Annotated in this window: 18 protein-coding genes; 5 read left to right on the top strand and 13 right to left on the bottom strand. The window is 57.7% G+C overall.

The genetic code is table 11. The annotated features are described in order from the left end of the window. Positions 1–16: 16 nt before the first annotated feature. The 4 genes from ACQRAQ_RS04540 to ACQRAQ_RS04525 form a co-directional block, all read right to left on the bottom strand. Positions 17–2,164, bottom strand: a complete 2,148-nt coding sequence (locus ACQRAQ_RS04540) for a Tex family protein (RefSeq protein WP_427794063.1) — start codon at positions 2,162–2,164, stop codon at positions 17–19. A 344-nt stretch (positions 2,165–2,508) separates the two neighbouring features. Next, positions 2,509–4,428 carry an ABC transporter ATP-binding protein gene (locus tag ACQRAQ_RS04535; RefSeq protein ID WP_427794062.1) on the bottom strand — a complete coding sequence of 640 codons (1,920 nt, stop codon included), beginning with the start codon at positions 4,426–4,428 and terminating at the stop codon, positions 2,509–2,511. Next, positions 4,421–6,262, bottom strand: coding sequence for an ABC transporter ATP-binding protein (locus tag ACQRAQ_RS04530; RefSeq protein ID WP_427794061.1), 1,842 nt, complete (start codon positions 6,260–6,262; stop codon positions 4,421–4,423). Before ACQRAQ_RS04530 ends, ACQRAQ_RS04535 begins: the two co-directional genes overlap by 8 nt. After that, a complete protein-coding gene (locus ACQRAQ_RS04525; RefSeq protein WP_427794060.1) occupies positions 6,255–6,761 on the bottom strand; it encodes a MarR family winged helix-turn-helix transcriptional regulator in 507 nt (168 codons plus the stop codon). The genes ACQRAQ_RS04530 and ACQRAQ_RS04525 overlap by 8 nt, the downstream gene beginning before the upstream one ends. A 548-nt stretch (positions 6,762–7,309) precedes the next feature. On the opposite strand from ACQRAQ_RS04525, the gene ACQRAQ_RS04520 reads away from it, so the two are divergent. Continuing rightward, positions 7,310–8,134, top strand: a complete 825-nt coding sequence (locus tag ACQRAQ_RS04520; RefSeq protein WP_117743457.1) for a PfkB family carbohydrate kinase — start codon at positions 7,310–7,312, stop codon at positions 8,132–8,134. Next, entirely contained in the window at positions 8,127–8,456 is a 330-nt protein-coding gene (locus tag ACQRAQ_RS04515; RefSeq protein WP_117763846.1) for a TIGR04076 family protein, read from the top strand. The genes ACQRAQ_RS04520 and ACQRAQ_RS04515 overlap by 8 nt, the downstream gene beginning before the upstream one ends. A 170-nt stretch (positions 8,457–8,626) precedes the next feature. Here ACQRAQ_RS04515 and ACQRAQ_RS04510 read toward each other — a convergent pair whose 3' ends face one another. The 9 genes from ACQRAQ_RS04510 to ACQRAQ_RS04470 all read right to left on the bottom strand — a co-directional run bounded on the left by ACQRAQ_RS04510 (position 8,627) and on the right by ACQRAQ_RS04470 (position 17,432). After that, complete coding sequence (locus tag ACQRAQ_RS04510; RefSeq protein WP_117743459.1) at positions 8,627–9,073, bottom strand: low molecular weight protein-tyrosine-phosphatase; 447 nt, start codon at positions 9,071–9,073, stop codon at positions 8,627–8,629. A 161-nt stretch (positions 9,074–9,234) separates the two neighbouring features. Further along, a complete protein-coding gene (locus ACQRAQ_RS04505; protein ID WP_427794059.1) occupies positions 9,235–10,440 on the bottom strand; it encodes a tyrosine-type recombinase/integrase in 1,206 nt (401 codons plus the stop codon). A gap of 72 nt (positions 10,441–10,512) precedes the next feature. Further along, positions 10,513–11,118 carry a hypothetical protein gene (locus ACQRAQ_RS04500; RefSeq protein ID WP_117734894.1) on the bottom strand — a complete coding sequence of 202 codons (606 nt, stop codon included), beginning with the start codon at positions 11,116–11,118 and terminating at the stop codon, positions 10,513–10,515. Positions 11,119–11,181: 63 nt separating this feature from the next. Further along, on the bottom strand, positions 11,182–11,703 hold the full coding sequence (locus ACQRAQ_RS04495; RefSeq protein ID WP_117743461.1) for a Rep family protein: 522 nt from the start codon (positions 11,701–11,703) through the stop codon (positions 11,182–11,184). A 169-nt stretch (positions 11,704–11,872) separates the two neighbouring features. Beyond that, on the bottom strand, positions 11,873–13,138 hold the full coding sequence (locus ACQRAQ_RS04490) for a hypothetical protein (RefSeq protein WP_427794058.1): 1,266 nt from the start codon (positions 13,136–13,138) through the stop codon (positions 11,873–11,875). A 126-nt stretch (positions 13,139–13,264) separates the two neighbouring features. Further along, positions 13,265–13,480: a hypothetical protein gene (locus tag ACQRAQ_RS04485; protein ID WP_117743463.1), complete on the bottom strand. Its 216-nt coding sequence runs from the start codon at positions 13,478–13,480 to the stop codon at positions 13,265–13,267. A gap of 154 nt (positions 13,481–13,634) precedes the next feature. Next, entirely contained in the window at positions 13,635–13,862 is a 228-nt protein-coding gene (locus ACQRAQ_RS04480) for a hypothetical protein (protein WP_427719661.1), read from the bottom strand. 457 nt (positions 13,863–14,319) lie between these two features. Next, entirely contained in the window at positions 14,320–15,858 is a 1,539-nt protein-coding gene (locus ACQRAQ_RS04475; protein ID WP_117743464.1) for an ATP-binding cassette domain-containing protein, read from the bottom strand. An 824-nt stretch (positions 15,859–16,682) separates the two neighbouring features. Continuing rightward, complete coding sequence (locus ACQRAQ_RS04470) at positions 16,683–17,432, bottom strand: MurR/RpiR family transcriptional regulator (RefSeq protein WP_117757480.1); 750 nt, start codon at positions 17,430–17,432, stop codon at positions 16,683–16,685. 298 nt (positions 17,433–17,730) lie between these two features. Here ACQRAQ_RS04470 and ACQRAQ_RS04465 point away from each other — a divergent pair, with 298 nt between their 5' ends. From ACQRAQ_RS04465 to ACQRAQ_RS04455, 3 genes are all read left to right on the top strand, one after another. Then, positions 17,731–19,056, top strand: coding sequence for a 6-phospho-alpha-glucosidase (locus tag ACQRAQ_RS04465; protein ID WP_427794057.1), 1,326 nt, complete (start codon positions 17,731–17,733; stop codon positions 19,054–19,056). 82 nt (positions 19,057–19,138) lie between these two features. Further along, positions 19,139–20,701, top strand: a complete 1,563-nt coding sequence (locus ACQRAQ_RS04460) for a PTS transporter subunit EIIC (RefSeq protein ID WP_427794056.1) — start codon at positions 19,139–19,141, stop codon at positions 20,699–20,701. Between the two features lie 224 nt (positions 20,702–20,925). After that, a complete protein-coding gene (locus tag ACQRAQ_RS04455; protein WP_427794055.1) occupies positions 20,926–21,207 on the top strand; it encodes a hypothetical protein in 282 nt (93 codons plus the stop codon). The last annotated feature ends 36 nt before the right edge of the window (positions 21,208–21,243 follow it).

The raw sequence follows: 21,243 nt of genomic DNA, 5'->3' as shown, positions 1-21,243 counted from the left end.
ACGTCCGCTTTGGCGGCTATTTGCCCTGCACCATGGTGAGCGAGATCTTCTTGCGGTCGCGATCGACCTTTTCGACCCACACCTTGACCGTGTCGCCGACGCGCACCACGTCGCTGGGGTGCTTGACAAAGCGGTTGGCCAGCTTGGAGATATGCACGAGGCCGTCCTGGTGCACACCCACGTCGACGAAGGCGCCAAAGTCCACAACGTTGCGCACCGTCCCCTTGAGCTCCATGCCGGGTTCCAGGTCGTCGATGGAAAGTGCTGAGCGGCTAAAGACCACCTCGGGCGCGTCGTCGCGCGGGTCTCGGCCAGGCTTCTTGAGCTCGTTGACGATGTCGATGAGCGTGAGGATGCCGCAGTCCAGGTCGCTTGCCAGCGCCGAGATGCTGCCGATGCGTCGCTCGATGTCGGGCACGCCGCCGCGGCTGAGCTCGCTTGCCGCCACACCCGCACGCTCCAGGACGGCCGTGGCCACCTCGTAGCTTTCGGGGTGGACGCTCGTCGCATCGAGTGGGTTCTTACCGCCGCTGATGCGCAGGAAGCCCGCGGCGTTGAGATATGCCTTGGGCCCCAGCTTGGGGACCTTCTTAAGCTGGCGGCGATCGGTAAAGGCGCCGTTCTCCTCGCGGTAGGCCACGATGTTTTTGGCTACGCTCGGCGTGATGCCCGATACGTATCCCAGCAGGCTCGCACTTGCGGTGTTTACGTCGACGCCCACGCGGTTGACGACGTCCTCCACCACATGTCCCAGGGTGCGCGAAAGCTCGGCCTGGTCAAGGTCGTGCTGGTACTGGCCAACGCCGATGGATTGGGGCGGAATCTTGACGAGCTCTGCCAACGGGTCTTGCAGGCGGCGGCCCAGGCTCATGGCGCCACGCACGGTGACGTCCAGGTCGGGATATTCCTGACTGGCGAGCTCGGAGGCGGAGTACACCGATGCGCCGGCCTCGTTGACGATGGTGTATCGCAGTCCAGGCGCCTGCTCGGCGATGAACTCCGAGACGACTTCCTCGGTCTCGCGGCTGGCGGTGCCGTTGCCGATGACAATGGTGTTGACGCCGTCCTTCTTGACGAGGCGGGCGAGCTCACGCTTGGTGCCGGCGACGTCGTGGCGCGGCTTGGTGGGGTAGACCACGCCGTGGTCGAGTAGCTTGCCGGTCTCGTCCATGACGGCGACCTTGCAGCCGGTACGGTAGCCCGGATCGAGTGCAAGCACACGGGCGCCGCGTACGGGGCGTGCCGAGAGCAGGCCCTCGAGATTCTTGGCAAAGACGTTGATGGCCTCGGTCTGCGCGCGGACGGTGAGCTTGGCGCGGGCCTCGCGCTCCAGCGAGGGGGCCATGAGGCGCTTGTAACCGTCGGCGATAGCGGCATCAAAGACGGGCGCAAACACGCCCTGGCGTCGGGGCCAACGGCTGCCGAGGCGTGCCGTGGCGGCAGTGCCGTCGACGTTCACGCGCACGCGGAGTTTGCCCTCGCGCTCACCGCGGTCGATAGCCAGCACGCGGTGGTTGGGTATACGGCGCAGCGGCTCGTCATAGCTGTAGTACGGCTCGTAGGGAGTCTTCTCGGTGGGGTCGGTGGCCTCGACGACGATGTCGGCGGTGTTCTGCGTAAAGGCGCGCAGGTCGGCGACGTTCTCGGGGTCCTCGGCCACCGTCTCGGCCACGATGTCCGCCGCGCCGGCAAGCGCCTTTTCGGGCGTGTCGAAGCCGGCCTCCTCGTTGACGTATGCCGCGGCGGCGTCGAGTGCGCTGCCCTTGGCCGAGGCCTGCATGATGATCATGTTGGCGAGCGGCTCAAGGCCTGCCTCGCGGGCCTTCTGCGCGCGAGTCATGCGCTTTTTGCGGTAGGGTTTGTAGAGGTCCTCGACACGCTGGAGCTGCGTGGCCTCGCGAATCTGCTGCTCGAGTTCGGGCGTAAGTTTGCCCTGGGCGTCGATGAGCAGGATGACGTCCTCTTTACGTTGCTCAAGATTGCGCAGGTAGGACAGGCGCTCGTCGAGTGCGCGCAGGGCGACGTCGTCCATGCCGCCCGTGGCTTCCTTGCGGTAGCGCGAAATAAAGGGGATGGTGTTGCCCTCGTCGATGAGCTTGACGGCTGACTCGATGTTGGCGGCCTTAAAGTTGAGCTCGCGGGCGAGCTGGGCGATAAGATCCATGGGACTCCTTGCGTTTAAGGTGCGTTTGCAGCACAGGGCTACCAAGGATACCACCCGACGTTCTGCCAAAGCAGTCTTTTTGGGACGGGGCTTTTTTAGCTACGGGACTGCGGACGGGAGACGGTGGAGTCCCTCCTTACAAAACGAGGCCCTGGCCAAACGGCCAGGGCCTCACCACTTCTTTTCAGGCTGCGAGAAAAGACCGTGTGCGCAGGACCTCCCCGAGGGAGACGGGGGTGTTTGCTCCGCGCGCAGCTTCGCAGCGAAGCGAGAATGTTTGAGCACGGAGTAAACACCCCGTCTCCCTCGGGGAGGTCCGTTGGGAGCGTAGGGGATGTTTTGAGCTACTCCAGCTCAAACGCTCCGGTATAGAGCTGGTAGTAATATCCGCGCTTGGCGATCAGCTCGTCGTGGTTGCCACGCTCGATGATGCGGCCGTGATCCAGGCAGATGATTGCGTCGGCGTTGCGCACGGTGGACAGGCGGTGCGCGATGACAAACGTCGTGCGGCCCTCCATGAGCTTATCCATGCCCGCTTGCACGATGGCCTCGGTGCGGGTGTCGATGCTCGACGTGGCCTCGTCCAGAATCATTGCCGGCGGATCGGCGACGGCAGCGCGTGCGATCGAAATCAGCTGGCGCTGGCCCTGCGACAGCTGGGCGCCGTTGCCGGTGAGCATGGTGTCGTAGCCGTCGGGCAGGCGGGTGATAAAGTCGTCCGCACCGGCGAGCTTTGCCGCCGCGATGCACTCCTCGTCGGTGGCGTCCAGGTTGCCGTAGCGGATGTTGTCCATCACAGTGCCGGTGAACAGGTTCACGTCCTGCAGCACAACGCCCAGCGAGCGACGCAGGTCGGACTTGCGAATCTTGTTGACGTTGATGCCGTCGTAGCGGATCTTGCCGTCGGCGATGTCGTAGAAGCGGTTGATGAGGTTGGTGATGGTCGTCTTACCGGCACCGGTGGCACCGACAAACGCGACCTTCTGGCCCGGCTTGGCATATACGGACACGCCGTGCAGCACCTCGTGGTCGGGCGTATAGCCAAAGTCCACGTTATCCATGACCAGGTCGCCGCGCAGCGGTACGTACTCGATCTCGCCGGTCGCGCGGTGCGGGTGCTTCCATGCCCACATGCCGGTGCGGTGGTCGGCTTCCTCGAGCTGCCAGGTCTCGGGGTTCACCTGTGCGTTGACGAGCGTCACGTAGCCCTCGTCGGCTTCGGGCTCCTCGTCGAGCAGCTCAAAGATGCGCTCGGCGCCGGCAAGGCCCATGACCACGGCGTTGATCTGCTGCGAGATCTGGCCGATCTGGCCGCAGAACTGCTTGGTCATGTTGAGGAACGGCACCACGACGGCGATGGAGAGCGCCATGCCCGAGAGGCTCAGGTTGGGCACGCCCAGCTCCAGGAAGATGCCGCCGGTCAGCGCGACCAGCACGTAGAGCAAGTCGCCCAGGTTCCCGAGGATCGGCATGAGGATGTTGGCGTACATGTTGGCCTTCTGCGAGACCTCGAAGAGCTTCTCGTTGCGCTCGTCAAAAACGGCCTCGGCAGCGGACTCGTGACAGAACGCCTTGACGACTTTCTGGCCGTTCATAACTTCCTCGATATGGCCCTCGACCACGCCGAGCTCGGTCTGCTGCGCGATAAAGAAGCGCGCGGCGTTGGAGCCGAGCAGCTTGGTCATAAAGGTCATAAAGGCGACGCCGGCAATGATGACCAGGCACATCCACACGCTGTAATACAGCATGATGAAGAACACGGTGACGATGACGATGATCGTCATGAGCAGGTTGGGCAGCGACTGGCTGATCATCTGACGCAGCGTGTCGATGTCGTTGGTGTAGTGGCTCATGATGTCGCCGCGCTGGTGCGTGTCGAAGTAGCGAATCGGCAGGTCCTGCATGCGGTTGAACATCTTTTCGCGCAGCTTCTCGAGCGAGCCCTGCGTGATGACGGCCATGGCGCGGTTCCAGAAGAGCGAGGAGGCGACGCCCACGGCGTAGATGCAGCCGAGGGTGGTCACGAGCTTCAGAATCTTGGGCTGCGCGGTCGTCCAGTCGCCCGACTGCCACGATTCGCTAATGACCTGCAGCGCGCTCTGGAGAAACGTCGCGCCGATGGAGTTGATGATGGCGCAGAGCACAACGCCGGCGACGACGAGGGGCAAAAGCACCGGGTAGAAGCCAAAGAGCATCTTGATCAGGCGCGTCATGGTGCCGCCCTTGCGGTTGCGCGCGCGCTCGGCGGTAGCGGCCTTACTCATGTGCCTCGCCTCCTTCCTGGGTCTGAGCTTGCGGTGCGGTCGTGTCGGTGTTGTCTGCCGCCGTGGTCGTATCGCCGGAAACGTCGCCCGCGTCCTCGCCTTCGGCACTCATCTTATTTTGCGAGGTAAAGGTCTCGCGGTAGACCTCGCTCGTCTGGAGCAGCTCATCGTGGTTGCCGATGTCCTTGATGCGGCCGCCCTCCATGACGATGATGCGGTCGGCGTCCTGCACGGAGCTGATGCGCTGGGCGATGATGAGCTTGGTCGTGTTGGGCAGGTAGCTCGCCAGGCCCTCGCGGATCTTGGCGTCGGTCTTGGTGTCGACGGCGCTCGTGGAGTCGTCCAGGATCAAGATCTTGGGGCGACGCAGCAGGGCACGCGCGATGCACAGGCGCTGCTTCTGGCCGCCGGAAACGTTGGAGCCGCCCTGCTCGATCCAGGTGTCGTAGCCCTTGGGGAAGCCGTCGACAAACTCGTCGGCGCAGGCCAGATGTGCGGCCTCGCGGACTTCCTCGTCGGTGGCGTTCGGGTCGCCCCAGCGCAGGTTCTCGGCGATGGTGCCGCTAAACAGCACGTTTTTCTGCAGGACCATGGCTACCTGGTGGCGCAGCGCGTCCAGGTCGTAGTCGCGCACGTCCACGCCGCCGACGCGCACGGTGCCCTCCGTGACATCGTACAGACGGGCGATCAGGTTCACGAGCGTCGACTTGGCCGAGCCGGTGCCACCGATAATGCCGATGGTCTCGCCGCTCTTAATATGCAGGTCGATATCGTCGAGCGCCTGGCGGCGGGCATGCTCGGAATACTTAAAGCTCACGTGATCGAAGTCGATGGAGCCGTCGGCAACCTCGTGCACGGGCTTGGTCGGGTTAGCGATCGTGGGCTCGGCGGCCAGCACCTCGGTAATGCGGTGCGCCGACTCATCTGCCATGGTCACCATGACAAAGATCATCGACAGCTGCATTAGGCTCATCAGAATCTGGAAGCCGTAGGTAAAGATGGAGGAGAGCTGGCCCACATCGAACAGGGTGCCCTGGCTCGTGATGATGAGCTTGGAGCCCAGGTAGATGATGACGACGAACGCGCCGTTGACGCAGATGTTCATCATGGGGTTGTTGAAGGCGAGCAACTTCTCGGCGCGGGTGAAGTCCATCTGGACGTCGCGCGCGGCGGTGGCGAACTTCTCCTTCTCAAAGTCTTCGCGCACGTAGCTCTTGACCACGCGCATGCCGGTGACGTTTTCCTCGACCGATTCGTTGAGCGCGTCGTACTTGCGGAACACGCGGGTAAAGATCGGGCGCACCTTATAGATGATAAAGAACAGGCCAAAGCCCAGCAGCGGAATGATGACCAGGTAGACCATGGCGACGCTGCCGCCCATGGCGTATGCCATGGTAAAGGCAAAGACCAGCACCAGCGGCGAGCGCACGGCGATGCGGATGAGCATCATAAAGGCCTGCTGCACGTTGTTGATGTCGGTGGTGAGGCGCGTGACGAGCGAGGAGGTCGAGAACTCGTCGATGTTGGCGAAGCTGAACGTCTGAATCTTGTAGAACAGGTCGCGACGCAGGTTCTTGGCAAAGCCGCAGCTGGCATGGCTGCAGGTGATGCCCGCGGCGGCGCCAAAGGCGAGTGACGTCAGTGCGATGAGTACGAGAAGGCCGGCGGTGGGCAGCATCTCGGTAACGGCAGTGCCGTCCTTGATGGCGTCGATCATGTCGGCGGTGATAAACGGGATCATCATCTGGCAGATTACCTCGCCAAGCACCAGCAGCGGCGTGGCGATCGTGACCTTCATGTAATCGCGGATGCTGCCCATAAGGGTTTTAATCATCCAGTTCCTCCCAGGTTACGCGGATTTTCTCGAGCATCTCGGCGAGCTGTTCGCGCTCGTCGTGGGTGAGCGCGCTAAAGGCCTGTTCCCTAAAGCGGATGCGCGAGGCTTGGTCGATGCGGGCCTTCTCCCAGCCGATCTCGGTTAGGCGAATGGTGAGCTGCCGGCGATCTTTTGGATTGCGGCTGCGCTCGATGATGCCGGCGCACTCGAGCTTGGACAAGATTTCGGAAAGCGACCCCGGCTTGAGGTCGAAGTGCATGCCGAGTTCCTGCTGCGACATCTCGCCGTTTTCCTGCTTGGCGAGCAGGCAGACGATGGGCGCCTTGCCGGACACGCCACCGCCGTGAAAGTGCATGTAGTGGCCGCAAAAGCCTAGGCCGCTCAGGATGCGCTTGGCGAGCTTGTCTTCGCCGTTAACTGCTTCGGGCACGTCTGCCGGCTCCGAAGGATCGCCGCCGGGCTCATGCGGGCGAAGGTTAAGGGGTTCATCGCACATGAATTCGTATCGCTCCTTTCTTTAGTTAGGTAGTGGAATTATTTTGTGCCTAACTAATCTAGGAGTGCCACACAAGAATGTCAAGGTACCAAACTTATTTAGTTACGGCGCCGCAAAACATCGGGGTAGTCGTTGGGGACGTTCTTAAACGACTAGTCGTTGGGGACGTTCTTGTTTGACTAGTCATTTAAGAACGTCCCCAACGACTAACTTCAAAACTATGCCGGATTACGGGGCTGAACTGCGGATTGTCGACCATACCGAAATTGGTAAAAAGAAAACCGCAGGTAGAAGGCTTGCTATGATTTGAAAATAGAGGGTGTGGTTGACTCATTCAGGTTCAGCCCCGTAATCCGGTGTAGTTTTGAAATGGCACTGAATGAGTGGCGGCGAATGGGCCGCAATGAAGCAGGCTAGCCCCTCGTTTCCGAAACCTTTCCGCAACAAACTGTCCTCCACGGCGCAAGCTTTCGTCCGTAGCGTTCCCTGCGCTACACTTAGTCGCACTGTGGCGCCGCCGCGCCGCGCCCGACCCAAGGGGGACACTCATGAAGAACACTCAGCTGTTGCTGATCAACGATATGTGCGGCTACGGCAAGGTCGCGCTTTCCGCCATGCTGCCGGTGCTGTCGCACATGGGTTACCGTATCCACAATCTGCCGACGGCACTTGTGTCCGATACGCTCAACTACCCCAAGTTCTACATCCACGACACCACGGAGTACGTGCGTCAGAGTCTCGCCATCTGGGAAGAGCTCGGCTTTGAGTTCGACGCCATCTCCACTGGCTTTATCGTGACCGAAGAAGAGACGCGCATCATCTCAGACTTTTGCCACCGCCGCGCGCAAAAGGGCACCAAGGTATTCGTCGACCCCATCATGGGCGACAACGGCAAACTTTACGCCGGTGTGCCCGAGTCCACGATCGGTCTCATGAGGCATCTGCTCGAGTGCGCCGACTATGCGGTGCCCAACTATACCGAGGCGTGCCTGCTCACCGACACGCCCATTGCCGAGCAAATCACGCCTGACGAGGCCCACGCCCTTGTGGACGCCATGCGCGCGCTGGGCGCCAAGTCGGTGGTCATTACGAGCGCTGTGGTCGACGGCACGAACGCCGTCATCGGTTACGACCACGTGGCGGGGGAGTACTTCACGATTCCCTTCGACCTGATCCCGGTCTATTTCCCGGGCACCGGTGACACGTTCTCGGCGGTGCTCGTCGGTCGCGTTATGGCTGGCTGGAGCCTGCAGCACGCAACGGCCGATGCCATGCGTGTGGTGGCCGAGCTTATCGAGCGCAACGCTGACCAGGAGGACAAGTCTGCCGGCCTGCCCATCGAGGCCTGCCTGGATGTGATCGACCATGAGTAGCGCCAGCGAAAGCGGCCCCGAGCCCGCGAGCGAGGGCAAGTCGCTCGGCGCGCCACGCGGCAAGCGCCCACGTATCCGCATTAGCTGCGTGGACCAGCTGGGCACGTGCCGCTGCCACCATGGCCACAAGCCCGGCGACGTCTTCGACTTCGACCGCGATCGCGGCAAGATGTGCTCCATGGCCTGCCATGTGGGCTTTCCCTATATCGACATCCTGCGCTACGGCGGAACCGTGCCCGGCAACGAGCCCGGTACGGCAAAGTTCTGCTGCCCCGAGGTCGATACGTTGAACGTCTGGCTCGCCGAGATCGTCGACGAGTAATCGAGCGTGGATTTTCTCCCACCAAGATAATGAGCGTGGATAATCTCCCGTTTAGAGCGCCGTTTTGCGTTCAAAGTGGGAGATTATCCACGCTCAATTTGTATGCGGGAGATTATCCACGCTCATTTTATGCCGATGGCGTGGCTCACGCATCCGCGCCGCCCGGGCGCCTACAGTTGCTCGAGCATGGCCGTGCAGCCGGCGAGCACATCGCGGTAGGTGGCATCGAAGTTGCCGGTGTACCAGGGATCGGCGACGTCGCCGGGGCGATCGGTCCAATCCAGCAGCCGCGAAATCTTGCCGTCGGCATCGTCGCCGAAGATGCGACGCAGGCCGCGCGCGTTCTCGGCATCCATATAGACGATGTGGTCCCAGTCACCATACTCCGCGCGACGAACCTGGCGCGCGCGGTGCGCAACGACGGGAATCCCGACCTCGCGCAGCTTGGCGACGGTGCCATGATGCGGAGGGTTGCCAATCTCCTCGGTCGAGGTCGCGGCAGAATCAATGACGAACTCCGCCTCGCGCCCAGCACGGCGCACCAGCTCGGCAAACACCGACTCAGCCATCGTCGAGCGACAGATGTTCCCATGACAGACAAATAGGATTTTGCGCATTGGCTAAAACCTCTCGAATATCAGAGTTTTCGCAGATAATCGCACTGCTTTTTGATCCCTCGTCAAGGACAGAATATCAAATTGATTCATAAATGAGCGGATTATTCTTCTTTCCAGCGTCGTAAGAATTGTCGTAAAGAACGAGGGTTTACGACTTGTTGTCACAATGTTGACCGTCCTTTGCATCCAATTTTCAGCATATCCTCTCTGACGTCGTCGAAATCAAGATGGGTGTATGTGTTAAAAGTTACGTTGATGTCGGAGTGGCCCATGATGCATTTTAGCTTCGCAGGGTTCATTCCCCTGCGTGCCATCTTCGAGTAGAAGGTATGTCGGCAGACATGTGGTGTGATTTTGGGAAGCTCATCCTTGTAGATGCGATTATGTTTCTCTATCGCGTGGTGGAAGTACTTCTCCCAGTGCAGGGCAACACGCGGCATCTCGTTTTTATCAAGAAACAGAAAACCGCTAACACCGTCAACGACCGGCTCACTCGAAGGCTTTAGACGTTGCGCAAGGATACTCCTGAAACACTCTGTCACGGCTTGAGTCATGGGAACATAGCGGATCCCGCTCTCCGTCTTGGGACGTTCGATGTAGTATCGCATGTTGCTGGTCCGCTGAAGTTGCTTGTTTACCCGAATGCTTCCGTTTTTGAAATCAAGGTCTTCGACGGTAAGACCGCAGAATTCAGAAATGCGCAGGCCCGTATTTAGAAGGATGTAGATGGCGTCACGATAGCGGTGAAAGTGTTCATCGCCCTCCACGAAAGCAAGAAATCTGCGTTCTTGGTTAGTGGCCAAGGCCTTGCGTGTAACCATGTCGTTTGTCAGTATCGTTGCGAGCTCGAAATAGAAGGGATTTCGGCGAATCAGGCTGTTCTCCTCTGCCAGTTGAAACGCCGGTCTCAGAACACCACGGATGCTATGGATTGTGCTATAGCGCTTGCCGTGGATTTTTTGCAGGTTGATGAGCCATTCCTTGGCATCAAGGGAGGTGACACCGCATATTCGTCGCGAGCCGAATTCATCTGTAGCAAGAAAATTGAGGATTGTCTTGTAGGCGGCTCGAGTGGATTGTTTCACGGCAGTCTTTGTTTCAGTGTAACGAGATGCGAGTTCGTAGACTGTCATATTGTTCGGCGCGACCTTATCAAGCAGATCGCGCTGGATTTCATGCTCCAACGCGCGCAAGCACGGACTGGCTTTCTTCCCCTTCGGAGTTAGATCATGAGTTGTCAAGGTCCACGAGTAGACGCTCCGCGTTTTACCTCTTGCATCCACATACTTGAAGCAGTAACGGCCGTTTTTTCTCTGGCTTTCCCCGCGTCTGAGGATTCGCCCTTTGCTGTCTTTTCTCACAGTCACTAGCAGGCTCCTTCCTGTTCAGAAAAGAGCCCCGATGCGATATTTCAAGATTATCGCACGGGGCCCGATTGGTTAAGCTGTCAAGTGCGAAACGGTGTCGAGAAGCTCTTTATAAAGAGCGTTGGCGCAGGACGAGGGGGCGAGTCCTCGCGCATAACTCGAATATGGGTTTGTACGAGAGGAACCTTCGACCGGCCAGTATCCGTCGAGATCGTGCCTAAACTCAGAGAGACAGATCTCCCTCGTCTGCATCTCCGCAACGACGGAGAGGCGCCTCTCAAGTTGACCAAATCCGTCGACATCGTTTTGCGGACGATAAGTCGCGGATCGGCGCATCTGTTCTCCATAGAATTCCAAGGGGCTGTAGGGCGTCGTGACGATTACGAGATCGGCGGCTATCGCTTTGTCGGAATATCGGGACGGTGCCATCACCTCATGCTCCATCGCATAGGGATCCGTGATGCGAAGCAGGTCGGCGTAGGGGATGGATGAGGGACGAAGTTCGTCAAGAATCACCGTGTGCTTGCCCTCATACCCCTGAAAGATGTCTCTCGTAGATCCAGAGACGAAGAACGGTTCGCCCTTCCGCTTCGCATAGAGCTTTGCGAGGGTGGACTTCCCCGTTCCAGCAGGCCCGAAGATCCAAACTGATTCCACCCTTCTTTCGCCCTTGAGCATCAACCCCCGCCATTCCCGGGCCTGAACCTGAAGGCGGCGTGCATAAACGTCTTCGATCTGACGCTATGTCCGGGCATATTCGGATCCGGAGAGCTGAGAGATCAAGGACTCCTTGTCGATACGACCTTCGAGAAGGTCATCGAGAAGGACTTTGATGCTGCTATGGGACCTCGTTCGAGCAACGCGCGACTCAATAGAAGCAAGTAGCGCTGGGTAATCGAAGTTGGAGCGCACGATTTTGGGGTCGTACTGATGCTTGGATCGTGCGCCATCCGTTCTGTGGCACAGGTAGGAAAAACCGTTTTCCACACCTGCCTTCCAAGCCTCGATGCGCTCAGGTTTATCTCCAAGGAGCTTCGCGATGCTATTGAGCGAGCGCGGATTCTGGAACTCCATCATCACGTGAAGATGCGCGGCTGCCGGACGTCCCGCGTCCGTCGTGTCGCTGTCGTGCACGATGCCCGCATAGCGCTTCGGGGCGAGTGTTTCGATTCTTCGGTACATTTCGTCCACAAGACGGGGCAGGTGATCGAGCTGCTGCTCGTACATCATCGCGCGGGTCTTCATGGGCAGAGAATTGGTCATGGTTCCGAGTCCTTTCTCGTAAATGAGCTATTTCGGGACGATTTTGGAACGCGCCCGAGGGTGCGCCTTGGGATAACAAGCTCCCCAAGGCGCATAAATGAGCAGAATTTCAAGTAATGGAACAATCGACGGGGTCCGCTTTTGCTGCGCGAAGCGGACCCCGCGGTGGTTATTCTCTGAAGTACAGGTCAAGGAGCCGCCCAAGCTCGCGGTACACGGGGAAGTCCATGATCGGAAAATGCACAAAGCCGATGCGGTCGTGCGCCCCGTCCGTACTGCTGAACCAAGCGTCGCCCGGGGAGAAGGTGCGAGGTGCACCGAGGTCGAGCAGGCGTTCCGCGCCCCATATGAGCCGCGCCTCGGGAAGCGTCGGCTTGAAGAGGACGCGGGTGCTGCACGCCGAGCGCAGCATCGACGGCAAGCCCCCCTCCTCAACAGACGCCTCGGCGATCGAGATGATGGCGTAGCAGCCCGCGCTCGCCCCCATCGTTACGATGCGCTTCACCAGCCCATCAAACGTCGCGAGGCAGTAATCGGGGTCCTCCTTGCTCGCGCGCTTGGGAAACAGCGTGCGGAGTGCCACGTACTCATCCATGAAGAGAAGCGAAACGTGAAGCCCCGCATCCCACCAGTGCACGGCGTCTCCCGTCTCTGTCGACCTGTCGTTGAGGAAGCTCTGTCGCTCTTTGATGCTGTCGGCGAACCGTGATAACGCAGACAGGATTGCGCGAGCGTCCCCGTCAGCATTCAGTGAAACCACGCGAGGAAGTCGGGAGAGCTCGGCCTGCTTGGGGTCTATGATGAGGACTTGCGATCCGTGTCCGTCAGGACCAGCCAACAGGGCTTGGAGCAAGAGGGCGATCACGCCCGTGGTCTTTCCAGCGATGAGCATGGAACCGGAGGCGCGGAGGTCGATGCTCGTGCCGTTTTGAACGCGGAATTCGTAGGCGTTCGCCGGGCACAAATCCTCGACACGCGATGCCTTGATCTCTCGATGCAACGTCACATCTTCAAGGAAGAAGGTCACTTGATTGCATGCGACGTCTGCTTCGGCAAGTACGACGGCGTAGCGGGAGAACCTTCCGCGAAGTCGGGAGCTAATGCTAGGTCCCATCTTCGATATTTCTTCTGCCGTTGAGGATGAGGTTGAGATGGCGAGCTCGAACTGTCCAGGAGCCGTCTCTTTGCAAGAGATGTCGGGAAGAAGCTCGCCTTCTCGCAGGTGTAGAGGATTCCCGTAACGTGGATCAAAGAGCCCCTTCCTAATGCGTGCATGCAACCGTGTTGATTCAGATAGCATGACGTAATGTGTGATCCCTCCCGCAAACAACATGGTCCCAGCGAGGCTAAGAGTGGCCGCTGCGGAGGTAAGGTTGCCGCCAAACGCCATCACCGTACTGGGCTCTATGGCGATGGGCGCAAGAATGGTGTTCACGAATAGCCCGATGCAATAAACGCACGCGGCGACCGCAAATAAAGCGACCCCCAGCACACAAAGCTTTGCGCTGGGGGTCGAATACACGATCGCCGGTGCGCCACTGGAGTAACGCACCACAATCACCTAGCCCTTCGCGGGGATGACGGTAATGCCGTCCGCCGTGATGGACAACTGGTTGCGATAATCACCGTAAACCTTTGCGACCACGCCGGTGGGAATGACGTGCTGATTGACGGGAATCTCGATATCGTTCGAAACCTTGATGGAAAGCTTCTCGAAACGATTGCTGACCACCTCGCCTTCGTTTTGGTGATACTGCGTGTTATCGGTTGTGATCACCACGTCGATCTTGGTGCCGCGATGCTCTTTGGTGTTTTAATCAACCCATTTACCACCTCCGACACAAAGGAAACGCTTGCCTTTCGCAAAAGCTTCCCAATCGAACTTCATAAACTGATTCAATTTCCTCATACTCGAACTCCTCTCAATCCAATTATTTGCTGACTCCGCGTTGCGGCTCGCCGTGGACATCGAGATAGAGGCGCAGGACGTTGCGCAAGATCTCCTCGACATTTCTTGTTGCGGCATGAAGATCATCGTCCCCAAACATTGCCCCATGGAGCTTCGTGTGGGCACAAAGAATCTGGCGATACATGACGCGAGAGAACATCTCTTCGGCCTTCAGGGCATGTCGAACAGCTCGTTCAGAACAAGTCGGCATGCTCGCCGAAGACTCCTTTATAGACGACATTGCCGTACTGGTTGTTGAGATGGAGCCGCATTCAAACGGTCCGCGCATGATCTTCGGTCGGGTCATACACACCTCTTTCCTAAAATTGGATATTACCGACGATTCGTCAATCGTCATCGAGCACTCGGTGAGCACATCATGCCATAAGCTTCTGAGCTGGGATTATTTCGCAAGGACCTGTCGTTCTCGACGTCCTCTGATGAGAAGAAGTGGGGCGTAATGATGACAAAGTATTCAATCACGGAACAAACACAATTTAATAATCACCCAGATGGGGCAAATATGGACATCCAGATATTGAATCGTCGGTATCGTTGGTGTCGCTGAGCCTTCAGGCTGAGGGGGATGGGCCATTTGCGCTGAGTTGCTTGCAAAACGGGGGAGGGGATATCAGAAGAAGGCGGCTTGCAGAAGACATGCCTGAGCGCTAGAGGAGGGGCTGACCAATAGTGTGCTCCTCTTCTGGGGCCAAATCCAAGCGGAGGGGGCATGAGGCCGAGAGGAACTGCTCGTCATGGCTCACCAAAACAAGCGCGCCGGGAAAGGCGGAAAGCGCTCGCTCGAGTGCCTCCACCGAGTGCAGGTCCAGGTGATTCGTGGGTTCGTCCATGACGATGATTTCGGGGGCATCTAGTATACCGCGGGCGAGCATGAGCTTCCGCAGCTCCCCCGGGCTGATGTTCTCGCCGGACAATATTCGTTCGGGATCCGAATTGAGTTGCGCAACGATCGAAAGCAGGGCTCCACGTTCGGCTTGGGGCAGGTCCTTGATTTCCGAGAGGAATTCAATTGAGGATGAATCGTCGACTTCCTGAGGGATATACAGCGTGCGAATGTCCAATCCCGTGGCCTTGCGGCCTTCCAATATCTCCAGGATATGCTTGACCAGTGTTGTTTTCCCCGCTCCGTTGGGGCCGCTTATGCCCAGATGATCGGTATTTCCCAGATAAATCTCGGGAACCCGCAAAGATTGCCTCGGGCCGCACGGTATGCGATCTGAGCTGACGTGAATCAGTGTTTTGCGCGGGCTGGGTTGCGCTTCCATCCACAAGGTGCTTTCGTAGCGCTTTTCGACATGGTGGGCGTCGACGGCGGCTTGCGCGCGCTGGATTCGGGAGTCCATGCGCGAAGCGAGCTTGCCCGCAACGCCGTCTCTGCCAGTGAGAATGGCGAGTTTGATTCGTGCTTTCGCGTCGTGATCCTTCGGATCGACATGACGGGCGCTTCTCTTGGATGCGGACCGTGAGGCGTTTTCAACGCGCCTGATATACTCAGCCTTCATGCGCTTTTCTTCGGATCGCGCAATCGATTTGGCCCGCGCCGCGCTTTCGCGCTCCAGATTCGCCTGCGAGCGAGCTTGGGAGTAGTTGCCGGGGCGCATGGTGACGTGCCCCGACTCAAAGCACAGGCAGTCCTTTGCCAAGGAGTCGAGCAACGCACGGTCGTGCGAGACGAGGAGGCCAATACCCTTGTACTCGGCGAGTGCTTTGCAAATCTGCCTTCTGCATTCTGCGTCCACATGGTTAGTCGGTTCATCCATTGCCAGAAGATCGGGATTCTGCCAAAGCGCGACGGCTATTTGAATTTTCTTCTGCTCGCCACCGGAGAGCTCGGAAAAACGCCAGAGCATATCATCGGTGATGCGGAGCATCCTTCTGAGGTGCGTGGTCGCCGGGGCGAAGTCGCACGCAAAATCGAAGAGCATGGGCGGTTCGACTCCGGCTTCTTGCGCGCAATATGCGGAGACGAGACGCGGTGAAACGACGCCGCGATCTGGAATCAGAAGTCCGCACGCAATGCGGACGAAAGTTGATTTCCCGCACCCGTTGTCTCCGACGATGCCGTGCCAGCCGGGGGCAAATGTCGCCGACACGTTGTCGAGTGCGGGCATTGCGCTGCCAGGATATGCATAAGTAATATGGGAAAGAACGAGGGTGGTGGAGCTGTTCAAATTGGTTCTTGACATTGTGCCTCCTCGGCATGGGAGGCCGCGTTTTGCCGCATATGCTCTGATTGGCTCGTTCCGACCAACGTGAACGCCCGTCGACTCGAGTCAAGCTGAAAGAAAATGAGTCGACGGCAATGCTCGCAAAGGTAGTGTTTAGGATATACGAGGATCAGTGAAAAGACGATACGACAAATGTGCAGCCAGATTTATTCTTGGATAGATGGCAATTTGCAAATTGGCGTCGATATGTATCGTCTACAGCTTCACGAATCCTTTTCCTTTCCGGGGCGCTGGCTTGGCATATGGGCCTGCGCTGAATTCTTCCGTAGAGTCTAACAAAGCAATAATGCGGACGCAAGGAGGCGTTGCGTCTGAAAGCACGCCATTGCGTTGGACGCTTGAAGGGGTTTGCAAGTCGATTGAAAGAATACTAGTGCATCCGCTTCTTGTAACTAGCATGCGATGGTGGGCGTCGTGAATGTTGAGCGAGGTCATCGACTTGATTTTTCTGGTGTTTGAGATATTAGCTTTCGCGATTTACCCTCCAAATTGCAGAGGTTTGAGACGACCGGAAAGGAATGCTTATGCTCGATTCTCCGTTCTTCAGCTACTGGGGAAAGGCGAAAGGAGTTGCTTTTCTCCATCACGGCAATATCGCATCGGGGCTCAAAGTCGTAAAAACGTCGTAAGGTACACGATATGGTTCGCCGGGATCCTAACTAGCTAGGCATTTTTCTGAATCTGCAGATGTTGCCGTGGCAGATAAACAGTACGCGTTGCATAGGGCGATACCTTTCATATAGAAGGCTGCTAAAGAGTCGAAGCCGGGCGCATGCCAAGTTTTATTTCTTGGCCAGTTTGAAGTAGCGCTCAAATATCAATTCGAAAACGTAATAGAACATCAATCGGCTGTCGAGGTCCATGCTGCCCAAGCGGATTTCTTTTTGCACGGTGTAGATGGGGTAGTCGGCTAGTTTCGAGAGGGAATTTCGAGAAAAGCCGGTGAGCGTGACAACCTTGCATCCGCGCGTTTTGGCTATCGATGTGGCGTCAATAGACACCTGCGTCTCGCCGCTTACGGAAACGCTGAAGACCAGGTCGTTTTTGCCGAGGAGTTCTGCGTAATGCCTCATGACGTGGCGTTCACTGAGCGTGTCGGTATTCTTGCCCATTATTTTGAGCTTTTCAGCCATCTCGAGGCACGGGTATTTCGAAAAGCCCGAGCAGAAGAACACGATATGCGAGGCGTCCTGGATAAGACTCACAACCGAATCGATGACCCGGTCGTTAAGCAGATCTTTGGTCTGTACGAGCTGGGTATCAAGAGGAAGTGCCTCGATAGTGAATCGATTGCGATCGAGCGAGGCGGAATACGATTGTTTGAGCTCCGTAAACCCCGAGAAGCCAAGTTTATGGGCAAGCCTGACAATTGTATTGGGAGCGACGAAGAACCGTTCGGCAACGCTCTTAAGCGTGACATCGTCAATATCATCACGCAGCTCGATGATGTAGCGCATGATCTCGCTTTCGAGATCGTTGAGCTTGCTCTCGCCAGCTCGCACATGATCATAAAAGGATTCTTGATCTTTCATAAGATGTTTCAGCCCCTCGCACCTCGCCGTACATATGGTACCGCTTTGTGTAGCCAGGTGAGAAATCGGTAATCGGTCAAGATTGCCTATTGCCCATGAACTGGGCAAACGCGCGTGTCTGCCTACACATATCTGTGTCGTGAGCGAAATCATGTGTCCCCGTTTCGCATTGGCCCACACGGGGACTTGCAAACGACCTTATGTCGCAAAATACCAATCGAAACGAAGCAAGCCGAGGACAGCCGCGGAGCCCAAGGTCTTCGAGAACACCGATCAGCCAACCCTGGAGGGACGGAACATGAAGGATAAGCTCAATATTGTGATCGTTGGCGGCGGCTCCACGTGGTGCCCTGGCATTCTTAAAGCCCTGACCAAGCACATGGACATTCTGCCGCTGAACCGCGTGATGCTCTATGACATCGATGCCGAGCGCCAGCGTCCGATCGGCGAGTTTGGCAAGATCCTCTTCGCCGAGGAGGAGCCCGGTGTGGAGTTTGGTTACACCACCGATAAGGACGAGGCTTACACCGACGTCGACTTTGTGCTCTGCCAGATTCGTACCGGCGGCTACGAGATGCGTAGCAAGGACGAGAAGATTCCGCTGCATATGGGAATCATCGGCCAGGAAACGGTGGGCCCTGGCGGCATGGCTTACGGTATGCGCTCCATGAATGACATGGTTGAGATTGTCAACGACGTTCGCGCCCATAGCCCGGAGGCGTGGATTATCAATTACACCAATCCGGCTGCTATTGTGGCATATGGTCTCGAGCGCGTCCTGCCCGATGAGCATCGCGTTCTCAACATCTGCGACCAGCCTGTCAACCTCATGCGCTCTTACGGTCGCCTGCTTGGTCGCGATATGAGCAAGACGGAGCCCGTGTACTTTGGCCTCAATCACTTCGGTTGGTTCAAGCACATCTACGATGAAGAGGGCCATGACCTCGTCCCGCAGATTAAGGAGTACACGGAGAAGAACGGCTTCCTTCCTGCCGATGCCGAGCAGCGTGACCAGTCCTGGCTTGATACCTACGCCATGGTCAAGGACATGCTCGAGGACTTCCCCGACTATCTGCCCAACACTTATCTGCAGTACTATCTGTATCCCGAGTACAAGGTCGCTCACCTCGACCCCGACTACACTCGCTCCGACGAGGTTATCAACGGTCGTGAGAAGCGCGTGTTCGCCGAGTGCGAGCGTGTTGCCAAAGTCGGCACCGCAAAGAACTCCTCGGTTGTGCAGAACGATGCTCATGGCGATATGATCGTGGAAATCACCTCGGCCATTTATCGCAACACCAATAAGACCTTCATTGTCATCGTGCCCAACAACGGCATTATCGAGGGTATGCCCGATGACGCCATGGTCGAGGTCGCGGCAAGCGTGGGCGCCAATGGCCCGCAGCCCTATGCTGTTGGCAAGATTGGCACCTTCTATCGCGGTCTTATGGAGAACCAGTACGCCTATGAGCGCCTGACTGTTGAGGCTTGGATGGAGGGTTCCTACGAGAAGGCCCTGCAGGCACTCACGCTTAATCGTCTGGTCGGTGACGCAAAGAAGGCGCGTAAGGTGCTCGATAAGCTCATCGAGGCCAATAAGGATTACTGGCCGGAGCTTAAGTAGCTAGTTCCATAGCGTTTGGTAACTGTTATGGGGCGTGTGGGTTGTAGAGCTGCACGCCCCGTTTCTTTAAGAGGGGTATCCCATGAACAAAGATGAGCTGCTGGCAAAGTTCCAGCGCCTGGGCAAAGTCCTCATGACGCCTGTCCTGATCCTGCCAATCGCCGGCATCCTTCAGGGCTTTGGCAATGCCTTTACCAGCCCCACCCTTACGGCGGCTGTTCCCTGGCTTGCTGCTCCGGGCTTTGCGATTTTCTTTTCGATTCTTAAGGCCGCAGCCGGCATCGTTATGAGCAACATCCCGGTTATCTTCTCGATTTGTCTCGCCTATGGCTTCGCCAAGTCCGAGAAGGCTACCGCGGCGCTTTGTGGCTTTTTGGGCTACATGTGCATGAACTCCGTGATGGGCACGTTCCTCACGGCGACTGGCGTTATCGATCCCGCCAATCTTACGACGGGCCAGAGCACGATCCTCGGTATCACCACGCTCGACACGGGCGTTATCGGCGGTCTTCTGGTGGGTGCAATCGTCGCATGGCTGCATAACCGTTACTACAAGATTGAGCTGCCTGCCGTGTTCTCCATCTTCAACGGCACGCGCTTTATTCCGGCGGTAACGCTGCTCTCATGCAGTGTCCTCGCATTGGTCATGTCCTTTGTTTTCCCGTTTATCCAGAACGCTCTCGGTGCGCTGTCCGAGTTCATCAAGACTACGGGTGCCTTTGGTGCATTTGTCTACGGCGCTGGCGAGCGCATGCTCCTGCCTTTTGGTCTGCATCACTTTGTCTATTTACCGTTCTTCTTCACGTCGCTCGGTGGCGTCGAGACCATCGACGGCCAGACCGTTCAGGGCGCTATCAATATCTACAACGCGATCCTGGGCTCTCCTAGCACGCCGTTTAACATCGAGGTCAGCCGTTTTGTCATGAACGGTAAGGTTATCTTCGCCATGTTCGGCCTGCCCGGTGCTGCACTCGCCTTCTACAAGACGGCGCTTCCCAAGAACAAGAAGAAGACCGCAGCGCTCATGATTGCCATCGTGGTGCCTTGCATCCTCTCCGGCATTACCGAGCCGCTCGAGTACTCCTTCCTGTTTATCGCGCCCATCCTCTACGTGTTCCACGCTCTCATGGCTGGTCTTGCCTATGCGCTGACCTATATCCTGCAGTTCAACGTGGCCGGCTCCGCATCCTTTGGCGGCCCGCTCTTGTCGTTGATCTTTAACGGCATTATGGGTGCAGCCAAGGGCTCCAACTGGCAGGTTATCCTGTTCCTCGGCCCCATCTACTTCGTGGTGTACTACTTCGTCTTCAAGTTCATCATTCTTAAGAAGGATCTAAAGACCCCTGGCCGTGAGGAAGAGTCTGGCGATGAGGCCGAAAAGGCTCCCAAGACCGTGATCAGCGACCTCATTCCCGCCATCGTTGAGGCAGTGGGCGGCGACAACAACATTAAGTCTGTCGAGGCCTGCTTCACCCGTCTGCGCATCCAGCTCAATGACTGTGACAAGGTGGTTGATGACGCCGAGTTTACCGAAAAGCTCGAAGCGCGTGGCATCGTGCATGTTAACGGCGGCGTGCAGATTGTCTACGGCAACATGGCATCTAACTACGCAACCCAGATGCGCGAGCTGCTGGGTATGGAGTAAACGCCCCACATATCTATAAAATCCAGTATAAAAGGCGGTGGCAGACAATGTGTCTGCCGCCGCCTTTGAGTTGCCCCACGCGCATTTCGTGTATTTGAAATACACGAAATCGCACTGTCGGAGCTTGCAGGCGGATAGACACTACTCGTATGGGACGGTTTTCACCGGTTGCTCGCCACCTTGGGCTATGTTCGCCCCTATGCCTGCATCCGGGGCTGTGTTGATTGACGACGGCGTTCCCAGCGGGCGAGCTTAATCGTCACCAGCGTGAGCGCCCAGGCCACAAGCGAGAACGCGGCGCCCGCTGCGCCTACGTACGCAATGCCAACGCTGCCTACCACGGTGCCGCCCACTGCGGTGCCAAACGTGATGCCGACGTTAAACCCATGGGCTTAACCGAGCTTGCGAGTACCATCGACTTGGGATGGCGGCGGCGTGCCACGTCCATGAAGTGCGTGATGCATGACACCGAGAACAGGCACATGAGCAGCGCCAAGCTAATGTGACAAAGGGGCAGTCCGTTTGTCACATTCCATGCCTTA

Origin of the sequence: Collinsella sp. SGI.178 (assembly GCF_050313495.1) — a bacterium.
GTDB lineage: Bacteria > Actinomycetota > Coriobacteriia > Coriobacteriales > Coriobacteriaceae > Collinsella.
The sequence above is the reverse complement of the archived record's forward strand: the minus strand, read 5'-3'. Positions and strand labels throughout refer to the sequence as shown.